Below are 14,946 nucleotides of genomic sequence, written 5' to 3'. Positions count from 1 at the left end.
CACCTGGGCAAGCGAGTTTGAGCCCTGGCCATAAATCTAAATAAATCATAAAGATATGGTCTGCCGACGGATCGGCAGGGTGTCGATACTGAACTTGGAACAAGGAATGCACAACAATGTCTGACCTCTCCCTGATCATGACGGCCGCCGGCTCCATCGTGCTGCTGCTCTTTCTGGTGATGAAGGCCCGCCTGCACGCGGTCGTCTCCCTCATCCTGGTCTCCATGGTGGCGGGGCTCGCCGCCGGCATGAACCCGGCCGACATCGCCGCCACCATCCAGAAAGGGATGGGCGGCACCCTCGGTTTCGTCGCCGTGGTGGTGGCACTGGGCGCCATGTTCGGCAAGGTGATGGAAGTCACCGGCGCCCTCGACCGGGTGGCCCACACCCTGCTCGGCAAGTTCGGCGTCAAGCGCGCCAACTGGGCCATGGCGCTGACCGGTTTCGTCTGCGCACTGCCACTGTTCTTCGACGTGGCGGTGGTGCTGCTGATCGGCGTCGCCTTCGCCATCGTCCGCCGTGGCGGCGGCAGCGTGGTGAAGATCGGCATCGCCCTGCTGGCGGGCATCGCCACCTGCCAGGCCTTCCTGATCCCGGCGCCGGGCCCCATCCTGGTGGCGTCCCAGCTGGGAGCCGATTTCGGCTACATGATCCTGTTCGGCCTGATCGCCGCCGTTCCTGCCCTGATCCTGGCCGGCCCGCTGTTTGGCGAGCTGATCAGCAAGGTGGTCGACGTGCCGCTGCCAGCCGACGCCCAGAGCAGTGCCCATGACGACAGCCAGAACCTGCCCTCCTTCGGGCTGGCCATGGGCCTCATCGGCCTGCCGCTGCTGCTGATCGGTCTCAAGACCATAGTCGGCCGCTTCGTCGAGGCCGGCACGCCCCTGCACGGTTGGCTGGAGTTCATCGGCCACCCCTTCACCGCCATCATGGTCGCCTGCCTGGCCGCCTTCTATCTGCTGGGGATCCGCCGCGGCATGTCCCGTGACGAGGTGATGAGCGTCTGCAACAGCGCCATCCAGCCGGCCGGCGTCATCATCCTGGTGACCGGTGCCGGTGGCGTGTTCAAGCAGGTGCTGGTGGATTCCGGTGTGGGCGCCGCCCTCGGCAACATGCTGGCGGACTCCGGCCTGCCCATCGTTGCGCTGGCCTTCATCCTGGCCGCCGCGGTGCGGGTCATTCAGGGTTCCGCCACCGTCGCCATGCTGACCGCCTGCGGCCTGGTGCTGCCGATGCTGGAGCCGCTCGGCCTCAGCGGCGCCCAGCTGGCGGCGGTCACCATCGCCATCGGCGGCGGGGCCATAGTGCTCTCCCACGTCAATGACTCCGGCTTCTGGCTGGCCAACCGCTACCTCGGTCTCACCGAGAAGCAGACCCTGCAAACCTGGACCGTAATGGAAACCATCATAGGTACCACCGGCGGCGTGATGGCCATGCTGATCTACAGCTTCCTCTGATCGCGACCGTGCAGAAAAAGGCCTCCGATGTGAGGCCTTTTTCATCTTTATGACGATTCTTTCTTTGGCTAACAGGGTGAGATTGCTAGAATCGCCTATCCATCGCTCCGAGTGGAACGCTTAACGCAGTGATTTCAGGTTTCTCTATGCATTCATCGGCACATTATCGACAGCTGCTGGCGCGCCTGCCCCAGATCGCCGTCGCCGCAGACCAGTTTGAAGTGCTCAGCAGCGCCAAGGACTTCAAGAGCCGGATCCTTTCGCTCATCGCCAGCGCGACTCGCCGCATCTATCTGGTGGCGCTCTATCTGCAGGATGACGAGGCGGGACGGGAGATCCTCTCTGCCCTCTATGCCGCCAAACAGCGCAACCCTGCCCTCGACGTCAAGGTGTTCGTCGACTTCCACCGTGCCCAGCGCGGCCTGATCGGCAAGGGCAAGCAGGGTGGCAACCACCTGATGTATCAGGAGATGGCCGCTCGCCACGAGCACCAGATCGCCATCTACGGCGTGCCGGTGAAAGGGCGTGAACTGCTCGGAGTGCTGCACCTCAAGGGGTTCATCTTCGATGACACCCTGCTCTACTCCGGTGCCAGCCTCAACGACATCTACCTGCACCAGCAGGATCGCTACCGTTTCGACCGTTATCACCAGATCACCAGCCCTGAGCTGACCCGCAGCATGGTCAACTACGTGGATGACCTGTTCCTGCGCAGCGAAGCGGTGCAGCGACTGGATCGCACCGACATCCCCAGCGCCAAGCAGCTGAAGGGACCGATCCGCCGCTTCAAGCACAACCTGCGCCTCGGCCAGTACCGCTTCGACACCATGCCGGTCAACAGCCAGGAGGTGGCCATCACCCCGATGAGTGGCCTGGGCAAGCGCGGCAACCAGCTCAACAAGATGATCCGCACCCTGGTGCGGGCCACCGAGCGGGAGATCTTCATCTGCACCCCCTACTTCAACCCGCCCAAGGAGTTGAACAAGGATATCGAGGCCCTGCTCAAGCGCGGCTGCAAGGTGACGATCGTGGTGGGCGACAAGACCGCCAACGACTTCTTCATTCCGCCGGAGGAGAAATTCTCCACCATCGGCGGCCTGCCCTATCTGTACGAGACCAACCTGCGCAAGTTCGCCGAGCGCAACCAGCATCATATCGATGCCGGCCGTCTCAACCTGATGCTCTGGTGCTGCGAGCGCAACTCCTACCACCTCAAGGGGATCTTCGTGGATGACGAGTGGGCCCTGCTCACCGGCAACAACCTCAATCCCCGCGCCTGGGCGCTGGATCTGGAGAACGGCCTGCTGGTCTACGATCGCCGCCACCTGCTGCGGCCCCAGTTCAACGCCGAGCGCGAGAACATCCTGACCAACACCAAGCGCATCAGCCACTTCGATCAGATCGAGCAGATCCAGGACTACCCGGATCAGGTGCGCAAGCTGCTGGCCCGGATCCACAGGGTCAAGGCCCATATCCTGCTCAAACGCATCATCTGACCGCGCGCATCGCGACCTCAGGTTCCTTGCAAGGGCCTGCCGCATCTCGGCAGGCTTTTTTCATTCCTGGCTTCCGATCCCGCGGGCCGACCCCCAACCGCGCGACGCGGCTTGCGTCGGGACGGCAATAAACCCTATCATCTGGACATATTTACAGTGTTTTCGGGCATCTAATTGATGAAATTGGATAAAATCTCCCTCGACAGCCTCAAGGGCGTCGGCAGCAAGATGCAGGAAAAGCTCGAGCGGCTGGGGCTGGCCACGGTGCAGGATCTGCTGTTCCACCTCCCCCTGCGCTACGAGGACCGCACCCAGGTGTGGCCCATCGGCGATCTGCCGCCCGGCCTGCACGGCGCCGTCGAAGGGGAGATCCAGGACACTCAGCTGGTGATGGGGCGCCGCCGCATGCTGGTCTGCCGCATCAGCGACGGCACCGGCACCCTCACCCTGCGCTTCTTCAACTTCACCGCCGCCCAGAAGAACAGCCTGAGCCCTGGCCGGCTGATGCGCTGCTTCGGCGAGGTGCGCCCCGGCAAATACGGGCTGGAGATGGCCCACCCCGAGTACAAGCTGCTCGGCGAGGAGCAGGCCGGCCAGACCGAAGAGGCGCTCACCCCCGTCTACCCGACCACCGAGGGGCTGCGCCAGCTCACCCTGCGCAGCCTCACCGATCAGGCGCTGGCCCAGCTCGACCTCTACGGCGTGGAGGAGCTGCTGCCCGCCGGCCTCTATCCCCAGCAGATCGATCTGGCCGCGGCCCTGAAGCTGCTGCACCGTCCGCCCCCCTCGGTGGCGCTGGCCCTGCTGGAAAGCGGCCAGCACCCGGCCCAGCAGCGGCTGGTGCTGGAAGAGCTGCTGGCCCACAACCTATCTGTGCTCAAGGTGCGGGCCCAGGCACAAACCCAGCTGGCCCGCGCCCTCAAGCCGGCCCCGGCCCTGGTGGAACAGCTGCTCGGCGCCCTGCCGTTCACCCCCACCGGCGCCCAGAACCGGGTGGTGGCGGAGATAGGCAAGGATCTGCAACAGAGCCACCCCATGATGCGGCTGGTACAGGGGGACGTAGGCTCCGGCAAGACCCTGGTCGCTGCGCTGGCCGCCCTGCAGGCCATCGGCAACGGCTGTCAGGTGGGGCTGATGGCGCCGACCGAGCTGCTGGCCGAACAGCACGCCATCAACTTCGCCAAGTGGCTGGAACCGCTCGGCATCGGGGTGGGCTGGCTGGCGGGCAAGCAGAAGGGCAAGGCGCGGGAGGAGGCGCTGGCTGCCATCGCCGACGGCAGCGTCAAGATGGTGGTGGGCACCCATGCCATCTTCCAGGAGCAGGTGGTGTTCCAGCGCCTCGCCCTGGTGATCATCGACGAACAGCACAGATTCGGTGTGCATCAGCGCCTCGCCCTGCGGGAAAAAGGGGAGCGGGAAGGGGTACATCCCCATCAGCTCATCATGACCGCCACCCCCATCCCCCGTACCCTGGCGATGACCGCCTATGCCGACCTCGATACCTCCATCATCGACGAGCTGCCACCGGGCCGCACCCCCATCACCACGGTGGCGCTGCCGGACAGCCGCCGCCAGGACGTGATCGAACGGGTCAGACTGGCCTGCGAGGAGGGCAAGCAGGCCTACTGGGTCTGCACCCTGATCGAAGAGTCGGAGGTACTGGAGTGCCAGGCCGCCGAGGACACCGCCGCCGAGCTGCAAAATCGGCTGCCTGGCCTGCACATCGGGCTGGTGCACGGCCGGATGCGACCGGTCGAGAAACAGCGGGTGATGGAGGAGTTCAAGGCGGGCATACTGCAACTGCTGGTCGCCACCACCGTCATCGAGGTGGGGGTGGACGTGCCCAACGCCAGCCTGATGATCATCGAAAACCCGGAGCGACTGGGGCTGGCGCAGTTGCACCAGCTGCGCGGCCGGGTCGGGCGCGGCTCAGTGGCCTCCCACTGCGTGCTGCTCTATCATGCCCCCTTGTCCAAGACGGCCCAGAGCCGGCTCGGGGTGCTGCGGGAGACCAACGACGGCTTCCTCATCGCCCAGCGCGATCTGGAGCTGCGCGGCCCGGGCGAGCTGCTCGGCACCCGCCAGACTGGCCTGGCCGACCTCAAGATCGCCGATCTGGTACGCGACCAATCGCTCATCCCGCAGGTGCAGAAGATGGCTCGCTTCTTGATGGACCGACACCCAGATCATGTCGAACCCTTGATACGACGCTGGCTCGGCCTGCGGGATCACTATTCCAATGCTTGACCTGCGGGATCACGCTGCCAACGCCTGATCACTCAACCAATACAGGAGGAAAGCGCTTATGAATTCCTGGCTGCGCGGCCTGCTCTACACCCTTGCCTTCCTGTTGCTGTTTGTCTGGGTCGGGCTCGGCCTGTTCGACGCCGAGCGGGCCAAGGGGCCCATCGCCGGCTGGCTCAGCCAGCAGACTGGCGTACCAGTCACCATAGGCCGACTGGTGTTCAACCCGCTTCACCCCTACACCCTGCTGGCGGAGCAGGTGAGTTACGGCAACGCCGTGACCCTCGACAAGATCTATCTCGAGATAGAGAGCATCGACTGGCTGAACCGGGACGTGCGCATCGCCCATCTCGACCTCATTCGCCCGGCCATCAAGCTGCCGCTGCCCAATCAGCTGCCGAGCCTGCCGGTGCACTCCCTCACCATCACCGACAGCACCATAGACCGGCTCAGCCTGGAGAGCGACGGGCTGACCCTGCGCGGCCTCAACGCCACCCTGAGCGACTGGCAACTGCTCAACCCGGTGCGCCCACCCCAGGCCAACCTGACCCTCAACATCACTGAACTGGCGACCCCGGCCTGGGCCCTCTCCCGCCTCAACCTGGCCGGTCGACTGGAGGGGCAGGTGCTGAGTACCGACAAGCTGACCGCCAACCTATTCGACGGTCTGCTCGAAACCGGCATGGTGCTGGACTGGCCCGCCCGCAGCCTGCGGCTGAACAACCTCAAGAGCCAGGGCATGCGCATCGAGTGGGGCACCCTCGCCAAAGCCGAATCCCCCCTGCGCCAGGTCAGCCTGGATCTCGGCCAGATCCGGGATCTCAGCTTCAACGACATCGAGCAGGAGCTGGCCCTCAACAACCTCAGCGGCCAGCTGACCGCCTTCAACTGGCAGGCTGGCAGCACACCCAGCGGCTACTTCTCGGGGACCCTCGGCGATCTCGGCCGTGGCCTGTTCCAGCTGGAGGCCATTCAGGGCAAGGTCGCCTTCTCGCCCCAGCAGCTGGATGCGGAGCTGCAGGGCAAAGCCTATGAAGGGGAGTTCAACCTGGAGCTATCCTTCGCTCCCCTGCAGCAGAAGCTGACCCTGAAGGACATGGCGCTGAGCGGCATGGACATCAGCCTGCCGGAAGGGTGGTGGCAGGATTGGCAGAGCTGGCGCCCGCAGCAGATCGACATCCGCAAGCTGGCCTTCGACAAGCTCAAGGTGCTCTCCTTCGACGATACCCTGCCCCTCTCCCTGACCGGTTGGCAGCTCTATCTGACCGACCTCAGCCTGCACGGCAATCAGCCAGGGCCGCTGCTGGGCCGGGCCCGCCTCGAGAGCGCCTGGTTCGAACTGGTGTGGGACGGCCTCAGCGCCCGCAATGGCGAGCTGGATGGCGAGCTGAGTGCCGGCTCCTGGCAGCTCAACAAGCTCACCAGCTCGCTGCCGGATGAGGGCAGCCTCAGCCTGAGCGGCCAGTGGGGACGCGAGCCGGGCCAGACCAGCCGGGTGCAGCTCAAGGGCGAGAAACTGGATCTGGTGCAGTGGGGCAAGATCCTCCACTCCCCCGTCTCCTTCGCCGGCAAGCTGGACCTGAGCGCCGATCTGCAGGCGCTGCACGGCGGCACCCCGGGCGCCTGGCGCAGCTCCCTGCAGGGGAATTTTGCCCTCGATGCCACCGAACCCTTCTGGGACAAGGTGAAGATAGATCCGCTGCTGGATCAGTGGTTCAAGCAGGCGGCGGCGCCGACCCTCACCCCGGCCGAGCTCTGGCAGACGATGCAGGAGGGCGACACCCCCTTCTATCGCATCAAGCTGCAGGGCAAGGTGGCCCAAGGCCAGCTGAAGATCGAGCAGGCCGGCGCTTCTACCATCACCCATCTGCTGGGACTGCAGGGCAGCGTCGATCTGGTCAATGAGCAGTGGCAGCTGGATCTGGGCGTTCTCAACGGCCAGCACTGCGCCGAGCTGCTCGGCCAGTGGCGCGGGCCGCTCGCCGAGCCGACCCTCAGCTGGGGTTTCAAGCAGAAGCCGGACGGCTGTGGTTGGGAGACCGGCGTGCGCTACCCGCCCCAGGGCAACGGCAGCCCGCTCTGGCGACCGGCGCCGAAGGCGCAGGCGGCCAACGGCTAGCCGATAGAAAGCAACAAGGCCTCGTGATGAGGCCTTGTTGTTTGATGGGATCCCACCTGCCGTTACTGACCCGGCCGCTTGACCGGCTGCACCACGTAGTGACCGAGGAACTCGGCGGCCAGCTTGTCGCCGCTGAACAGCTTGATCTTGAGGCTGAACTTGGCGGACTCACCGGCCTTGAGCGGCTCGAGCACGGCGGGCATCCCTTCGCGGGCCACCCGCGCCTCCGGCTCCTCCTTGACCGGCCGGTAGTACTTGATGTTGCCCTCCGCCAGCACAGTATCCCCCACTAGCCCCGCCTCCTTGAGTTGCAGCCAGATCAGGCCCCAGCCCGCCAGCACGCACTGGCTGTAGATGCTGCCGGCGAACATGGTGTCATGCACGTTGAGGTTGGCCGCCAGATTGGCCTTAAGGTGGAAGGTCTGACCGTCGTAGTGGGTGATGTGCACCCCCATCTTCTCGCTGATGGGAATGCCCTGCGACCAGCGAGTGGTGAGATCCTGGCACCACTCGGGGCGGTACTGGATGGTCTGCAGCGGGCTCAGGGATTTGATCATCTGGCGGTGCGGGATACGGCCGAAAGAGACGGGGCCTTCCCCCACCTCGAGAAAGCCGCACTTGCGGTAGAACTCCACCGCCTCCTGGCGGGCATTCATCACCAGTCGCTTCACCTTCTCGCTGCAGGCCAGCTGTTCGAGATCCTGCACCATGCGGGCACCCAGCCCCTGGCCGCGAAATTCGGGGCGCAACGCCATGAAGCGGATCTGGGCCTCGTCACCGCCGACAAACAGCCGCCCCACCGCGATGGGTGTGCCGTCGGGGGCCAGCATCAGCCGGTGAATGGCGACGGTGTCGTATTCGTCCCGCTCGGAACCGAGAGGCAGATTGAAGGGTTTACGCAACAGTTCCCAGCGCAACTGGTAGTAGGCATCCAGTTCGGCGTCGGTTTGAGGAGTGACTACCCGGTACATAAAGCGATCCTTGAGTTGGCGCCGACGGACAGAGTGAAGGGCTTGCACACCCATGCCTCCCAGCTCAATTGATAATGGGCATCCAGCTCGGCTGCCGTCTGGGGGGTGACCATCCGGTACATAGTTCCATCCTTGAGTTACACTGGTCGAAAACCATCTTGCCGTGCAAATTCATGGACTTCAATCTGCAAGCGTACCAAGCCGACCACTTATTGCACCTCAGCGCCAAGCCCCAGCGCCGGCTCACCGTGCAGGAAAATGCCCATCACCGCTGGCTGGAGATCGACGGCGTGGTGCAGTCGGCCATGTCCCTGGCCGAGCCCGCCACCCTCTGCCTGCCGCACCAACAGGTGATCGCCTACCTGCTGCCCGAACAGGCCGCCAGCATCCTCGAACTGGGGCTGGGGGGCGGCGATCTCACTCGCCATCTGCGTCGACGCTGGCCCGATGCCCGCCACGAGTGCGTCGACCTCGATGAAGAGGTGATCACCCTCTATCAACTGTTCTTTCAGCCCGAACAAGGCAGCCAGCGTACACCGACCCTGCACCAGGCCGATGCCCTCGCCTTTCTGGAGCAGAGCGAGGCGCAGTACGACCTCATCCTGCTCGATCTGTTCAGCCAGGACGGCAATCCGCCGCTGCTGTTCCAGGAGCGCATCTATCAGGCGCTGGCCCCCCGCCTCAACGGCGAGCTCATCATCAACCTGCTGCCGCGCACCCGCCTCGAGCTGACCCGGGTACTGATGCTGCTGGAGCAGTGGGTCGGCCCCACCACCCCCTACCCGGTGCCAGGGCTGCGCAACATACTGCTGCACACCAGCCCGCGCGATCCGCTGGCGTCAGACCTGTAGCCAGAAGGTGACCGGGCCGTCGTTGACCAGCGCCACCTTCATGTCGGCGGCGAAGCGGCCGGTGGCAGTCGGTATGCCGCTGGCGGCGGCCCGCGCCACGAAGTAGTCGTACAGCCGCTCGGCCTCGACCGGATGAGCGCCGCCGGAGAAGCTGGGCCTCATCCCCTTGTTGGTGTCCGCCGCCAGGGTGAACTGGGAGACCACCAGCAGGCTGCCGCCGGCCTGGCTAACGTTGAGGTTCATCTTGCCATTCTCATCGGAGAAGATGCGGTAACCGCTCACCTTGTGCAGCAGCTTGTCGGCCTTGGCCTCGTCATCCCCCTGCTCCACTCCGAGCAGCACCAGCAGACCCCGGCCTATGGCCCCGGTCACCTCACCCTCTACCGTTACGCTGGCCTCGCTGACCCGCTGAATCAGTGCAATCACTTCCCTCTCCTCTCAAAACGAAACGACCGCCCCCATCTGCTGATGGGGGCGGTCGTCGATGCTAACAGCAAGGGGCCGGGTCAGGCCAACTCATCGGCACCCGGTCGCTCATATTCACCGAGGCAGGCGGTGGTTTCCGCGCCAAGCAAGACCACCAGCCAGCTCAGGTAGACCCAGACAAACAGAATGGGGATGGTCGCCAGGGCACCATAGATGGCCTGATAGGAAGGGAAGTTGGTGATATAGATGGCAAAACCACGCTTGGCCAGCTCGAACAGGGTGGCCGCCACCAGGGCGCCGATGAAGGCGTGCATCAGCCGCACCTTGCAGTTGGGCACCACGGTATAGACCAGCAGGAAAGTGAGCACAGAGAACAGGAATGGCAGGCCGCGCAGCAGCAGGTAGCCGATGCCGAACAGGCTCTCGGCCCCGAACAGCCGCAGCGAGAAGATATAGGAGGAGATGGCGATGCTGGCCCCGATGAGCACGGGGCCCAGGGTCAGGATCATCCAGTACATGGCGAATGCCTGGGCCAGCGGCCGGCTCCGGGTCGAACGCCAGATGTAGTTGAGGTTCTTGTCGATGGCCGAGATCAGCATCAGCGCCACCACGATCAGGGCACCGATACCGACTGCCGTGGTGTTGGTGGCGTTGGCCACGAAGCCGTCGATGTACTCCTTGAGCATCTCGCCGGCGGTGGGTACGAAGTTGTGATAGACGAACTGCTCCATCGCCTGCTTCAGGCTCTGGAACACCGGAAAAGCCGACATCATGCCGAACACCACGGCGATCATGGGCACCAGGGAGAGCAGGGTGACATAGGCCAGATAGCCGGCGGTGACCGTCAGCCTGTCCTGCTGGAAACGGCCCCAGACGAACTGGGCGAAATGGCGCCCATCATGGCGCAAGAAAGAGAGGGCGTGACCGAGACGGCCACCGGATTTCAGCTGCATTGTGCTTCCCGATGTCTTCATCATGCCGACATTGTGTCAGATCCCGTCACCCTTTGACCACCCGCGAGCCGGCCAGATGCGACTCGTCCGGGCGCGACTGTGGCTCCTTCTGCGGAAAACGACCATAAAAAAGAGGCCCGCAGGCCTCTTTTCATCGCTGATGCAGCGGATCAAGCACGACCGGCGCGCTTGCGGTCCAGCTCGGTCAGCAGCTTCTTGCGGATACGGATGCTCTTCGGAGTGACTTCAACCAGTTCGTCGTTGTCGATGAACTCCAGAGCCTGTTCCAGAGACATGCGGATCGGCGGAGTCAGCACCTGGGCTTCGTCGGTACCGGAGGCACGCATGTTGGTCAGCTGTTTGCCCTTCAGGCAGTTGACGGTCAGGTCGTTGGAACGGGAGTGAATACCGATCACCTGGCCTTCGTACACTTCGGTCGCGTGACCGATGAACAGACGACCACGGTCTTGCAGACCGAACAGGGCATAGGTCAGCGCCTTGCCGGTAGCGTTGGAGATCAGCACGCCGTTCTGACGCTCACCGATGCTGCCACCCTTGTGCGGACCGTAGTGGTCGAAGGTGTGGTACAGCAGACCGGTACCTGAGGTCAGGGTCATGAACTCGGTCTGGAAGCCGATCAGGCCACGGCTCGGGATCATGAAGTCGAGACGAACACGGCCTTTACCATCCGGGGTCATGTTGGTCATCTCGCCCTTACGCAGGCCGAGTTGCTCCATGACAGAACCCTGGTGCGCTTCTTCCACGTCCACGGTTACGGTTTCGAACGGTTCTTGCAGAACGCCGTCCACGGTGCGCAGGATAACTTCCGGACGGGATACCGCCAGCTCGTAGCCTTCGCGACGCATGTTTTCGATCAGGATGGAGAGGTGCAGTTCACCACGACCGGAGACACGGAACTTGTCCGGATCATCGGTCTCTTCCACACGCAGGGCCACGTTGTGGACCAGCTCCTGGTTCAGACGCTCCAGGATGTTGCGGGAGGTCACGAACTTGCCCTCTTTACCGGCGAACGGAGAGGTGTTGACCTGGAAGGTCATGTTCACGGTCGGCTCGTCAACGGAGAGCGGCGGCAGCGCTTCAACAGCACCGTTGTCGCAGATGGTGTCGGAAATCTTCAGCTCGCCCAGACCGGTGATGGCGATGATGTCGCCAGCTTGCGCATCGGCCACTTCGGTACGGGACAGACCCAGGTAGCCCAGCACCTGGCCAACTTTGCCGGTACGGGTCTTGCCATCGGCACCCACTACGGTCACCTGCTGGTTGGTCTTGACGCGACCACGGGTGATGCGGCCGATACCGATAACGCCCACGTAGGAGTTGTAGTCCAGCTGGGAGATCTGCATCTGGAAGGCACCGTCGGTGTCCGCGGCAGGCGCTTCCACGTTGTCGACGATGGCCTGGAACAGGGGTTCCATGTTCTCGGACTCGACGTCTTGATCCAGGGTGGCCCAACCGTTCAGTGCAGAGGCGTAAACAACCTTGAAGTCCAGTTGCTCATCGGTGGCGCCCAGGTTGTCGAACAGATCGAAGACCTGATCCATTACCCAGTCAGGACGAGCACCCGGACGGTCGATCTTGTTGATGACCACGATCGGCTTCAGACCCTGGGCGAACGCCTTCTGGGTCACGAAACGGGTCTGTGGCATCGGGCCGTCAACGGCGTCAACCAGCAGCAGTACGGAGTCAACCATGGAGAGCACACGCTCAACTTCACCACCGAAGTCGGCGTGACCCGGGGTATCCACGATGTTGATGCGGTAGTCGTTCCAGCGGATCGCAGTGTTCTTGGCGAGAATGGTGATGCCACGTTCCCGTTCCAGATCATTGGAGTCCATGATCCGTTCCTGACCTTCGCTGGTGCGATCCAGAGTGCCGGATTGCTGCAGCAGCTTGTCCACCAGCGTGGTTTTGCCGTGGTCAACGTGCGCAATAATCGCAATATTGCGTAAATTCTCTAACATTCTCGCCTCAAATCACCGGGTAAAATTGGGCGCTAATTGTACTCTCGCCTTTGTGATCTGCCTAGCAGAATTGCAGTACATTCGCGCATAACAGGGGATCAGGATCATAGACCTTCTCATCAAAGCCTGCTTAGATAGGGGCCGACCGTATACCACGCACCATTTTAGTGCACCAAAACGATCCAAGGTTGCACTACTTTGAGGCGTAACGCGCTGAGATAGCGAGTCTCGGGGCAGGCCCGTAGTCGCAAATGCCCTGAAATCAAGCTGTCACAAACTTGGCACGATACTGGCTTATGTGAATGTGATGACGCATTCACCCTAAGAGTTTTAACACCGGAGGTTACTTAGCATGTCAGCCCAGAACGTTTTGGCCCTGATCCAGGAACACGAAGTCAAGTTTGTCGACCTGCGCTTTACCGATACCAAGGGTAAAGAGCAGCACGTATCCATCCCTGCCCACCAGGTCGACGAAGATTTCTTCGAAGACGGCAAGATGTTCGACGGCTCCTCCATCGGCGGCTGGAAAGGCATCAACGAATCCGACATGGTGCTGATGCCGGATCCTGCCTCCGCCAAGCTGGACCCGTTCACCGAAGAGACCACCCTGAACATCGTCTGTGACGTGCTGGAACCCGCTACCATGCAGGGTTACGACCGCGATCCACGCTCCATCGCCAAGCGTGCCGAAGACTTCCTGAAAGCCAGTGGCATCGCCGACACCGTGCTGTTCGGGCCGGAGCCGGAATTCTTCATGTTCGACAACATCACCTTCTCGAACACCATGGGTCACAGCTTCGTGAAGATCGAATCCGAAGAAGCCGCCTGGAACTCCGGTACCAACTACGAGCACGGCAACAAAGGCCACCGTCCGTTCGTGAAGGGCGGTTACTTCCCGGTTGCCCCGGTCGACTCCTCCCAGGACATCCGCGCCGCCATGTGCCTGGTGCTGGAAGAGATGGGCCAGGTCGTTGAGGCTCACCACCACGAAGTGGCCACTGCCGGTCAGAACGAGATCGCCACCCGCTTCAACACCCTCACCCTGAAGGCTGACGAAGTACAGGTGCTGAAGTACGTGATCCACAACGTGGCCCACGCCTACAACAAGACCGTCACCTTCATGCCGAAACCCATGTTCGGCGACAACGGCTCCGGCATGCACTGCCACCAGTCTCTGGCCAAGAACGGCGTCAACCTGTTCGCCGGCGACCTGTACGGCGGTCTGTCCGAGATGGCGCTGCACTACATCGGCGGCATCATCAAGCACGCCAAGGCCATCAACGCCTTCGCCAACCCGACCACCAACTCCTACAAGCGTCTGGTACCGGGTTATGAAGCACCGGTCATGCTGGCCTACTCCGCCCGCAACCGCTCTGCCTCCATCCGTATCCCGGTCGTGCCGAGCCCGAAAGCGCGCCGCATCGAAGTCCGCTTCCCGGATCCGGCTGCCAACCCGTATCTGGCCTTCGCTGCCCAGTTGATGGCCGGTCTGGACGGCATCATCAACAAGATCCATCCGGGCGATGCCATGGACAAGAACCTGTATGATCTGCCGCCGGAAGAGGCTGCCGAAGTGCCGACCGTGGCCGGCTCTCTGGACGAAGCCCTGGCCGCTCTGGATGCGGATCGCGAGTTCCTGACCCGCGGTGGCGTGTTCAGCGACGACTTCATCAACTCCTACCTGGAGCTGAAGCAGCAGGACGTTGACCGTGTGCGCATGACCCCGCACCCGCTGGAATTTGAACTGTACTACTCCGTTTAATCCGGATCCCAGCTCAGAACTTGACCAAACCCGCCGACAGGCGGGTTTTTTCTCTGATAGGATTAAGCAGAATCCCGTCAAGGAGAGATGGATGAAAACCGCCTACCCAGTATGGATGCTGAGCCTGTTGCTGCTGGCCACCAGTGCCGCCCAGGCCGCCAAGGTATACTCCTGGACCGACAACCAGGGGGTCGTCCACTACACGGATGCACCGCCCCCGGGACAGAAGGCCAAGGAGGTCGATCTACGCGTCGCCCCCTTCATCGGCACTGCCCCACGTTCGGTCCAGGTGGACAACTTCAACAGCCTGACCGGTGTCGATGCCAAAAAAGAGAAGGAAGCGGCCAAGCTGGTGATCGAACTGCTCTCCCCGGAACAGGGCAGCACCCTGCGCGACAACACAGGCAACGTGGTGTTCCAGGGCCAGGTCAGGCCCCAGCCGCCCACCCAGTATGACGTGCGCCTGACCCTGGACGGCAAGGCGGCCCCTCTCGTCAACAATGCCCTCGCCATCCGGGTCGAAAACCTGGATCGGGGTGCCCACGAGGCCCAGCTCGAGCTGCTCGCCAAAGACGGTACGATCCTTGCTAAATCCAAGGCAGTCACCTTCTACCTGCACCGGGCCAGCATCAATTCAGCCCCCAAAGCGACCCCGCTCAACAACAAGGGGTGATCCTGTGCCTCG

General features: G+C 62.9%; 11 protein-coding genes. 7 read left to right on the top strand and 4 right to left on the bottom strand.

Going from position 1 to position 14,946, the window contains the following annotated elements; genetic code table 11:
• Positions 1-116 precede the first annotated feature (116 nt).
• The 4 genes from gntU to AB5Y94_RS08240 all read left to right on the top strand — a co-directional run bounded on the left by gntU (position 117) and on the right by AB5Y94_RS08240 (position 7,316).
• Complete coding sequence (gntU, locus tag AB5Y94_RS08255) at positions 117-1,457, top strand: gluconate transporter (protein WP_005307857.1); 1,341 nt, start codon at positions 117-119, stop codon at positions 1,455-1,457.
• A gap of 146 nt (positions 1,458-1,603) precedes the next feature.
• The gene (gene pssA / locus AB5Y94_RS08250) at positions 1,604-2,953 is read left to right on the top strand and encodes a CDP-diacylglycerol--serine O-phosphatidyltransferase (protein WP_026139269.1); all 1,350 of its coding nucleotides are present in this window, start codon (positions 1,604-1,606) and stop codon (positions 2,951-2,953) included.
• 177 nt (positions 2,954-3,130) lie between these two features.
• Positions 3,131-5,200, top strand: coding sequence for an ATP-dependent DNA helicase RecG (recG, locus tag AB5Y94_RS08245; RefSeq protein ID WP_026141218.1), 2,070 nt, complete (start codon positions 3,131-3,133; stop codon positions 5,198-5,200).
• Between the two features lie 58 nt (positions 5,201-5,258).
• Positions 5,259-7,316 (top strand): AsmA-like C-terminal region-containing protein, encoded by a 2,058-nt coding sequence (locus AB5Y94_RS08240; RefSeq protein WP_368205334.1) that lies wholly within the window; start codon positions 5,259-5,261, stop codon positions 7,314-7,316.
• Between the two features lie 62 nt (positions 7,317-7,378).
• Here AB5Y94_RS08240 and AB5Y94_RS08235 read toward each other — a convergent pair whose 3' ends face one another.
• Positions 7,379-8,287 carry a bifunctional GNAT family N-acetyltransferase/hotdog fold thioesterase gene (locus AB5Y94_RS08235; RefSeq protein WP_005307835.1) on the bottom strand — a complete coding sequence of 303 codons (909 nt, stop codon included), beginning with the start codon at positions 8,285-8,287 and terminating at the stop codon, positions 7,379-7,381.
• A gap of 173 nt (positions 8,288-8,460) precedes the next feature.
• Here AB5Y94_RS08235 and AB5Y94_RS08230 point away from each other — a divergent pair, with 173 nt between their 5' ends.
• Positions 8,461-9,138 (top strand): spermidine synthase, encoded by a 678-nt coding sequence (locus AB5Y94_RS08230; protein ID WP_005307819.1) that lies wholly within the window; start codon positions 8,461-8,463, stop codon positions 9,136-9,138.
• On the opposite strand, the gene dtd is transcribed toward AB5Y94_RS08230, so the two are convergent.
• From dtd to typA, 3 genes are all read right to left on the bottom strand, one after another.
• A complete protein-coding gene (gene dtd / locus AB5Y94_RS08225) occupies positions 9,127-9,564 on the bottom strand; it encodes a D-aminoacyl-tRNA deacylase (protein ID WP_054543880.1) in 438 nt (145 codons plus the stop codon). The two genes, AB5Y94_RS08230 and dtd, sit on opposite strands and share 12 nt — an antisense overlap.
• A gap of 80 nt (positions 9,565-9,644) precedes the next feature.
• A complete protein-coding gene (locus tag AB5Y94_RS08220) occupies positions 9,645-10,517 on the bottom strand; it encodes a virulence factor BrkB family protein (RefSeq protein WP_017766237.1) in 873 nt (290 codons plus the stop codon).
• A gap of 170 nt (positions 10,518-10,687) precedes the next feature.
• The gene (gene typA / locus AB5Y94_RS08215) at positions 10,688-12,499 is read right to left on the bottom strand and encodes a translational GTPase TypA (RefSeq protein ID WP_005307808.1); all 1,812 of its coding nucleotides are present in this window, start codon (positions 12,497-12,499) and stop codon (positions 10,688-10,690) included.
• A 352-nt stretch (positions 12,500-12,851) separates the two neighbouring features.
• On the opposite strand from typA, the gene glnA reads away from it, so the two are divergent.
• The gene (glnA, locus tag AB5Y94_RS08210) at positions 12,852-14,261 is read left to right on the top strand and encodes a glutamate--ammonia ligase (RefSeq protein ID WP_005307807.1); all 1,410 of its coding nucleotides are present in this window, start codon (positions 12,852-12,854) and stop codon (positions 14,259-14,261) included.
• 91 nt (positions 14,262-14,352) lie between these two features.
• On the top strand, positions 14,353-14,934 hold the full coding sequence (locus AB5Y94_RS08205; protein WP_005307806.1) for a DUF4124 domain-containing protein: 582 nt from the start codon (positions 14,353-14,355) through the stop codon (positions 14,932-14,934).
• The last annotated feature ends 12 nt before the right edge of the window (positions 14,935-14,946 follow it).

Origin of the sequence: Aeromonas sp. s5 (assembly GCF_040907865.1) — a bacterium.
Classification (GTDB): domain Bacteria; phylum Pseudomonadota; class Gammaproteobacteria; order Enterobacterales; family Aeromonadaceae; genus Aeromonas; species Aeromonas dhakensis.
This window is presented reverse-complemented; position numbering and strand designations above follow the sequence as displayed.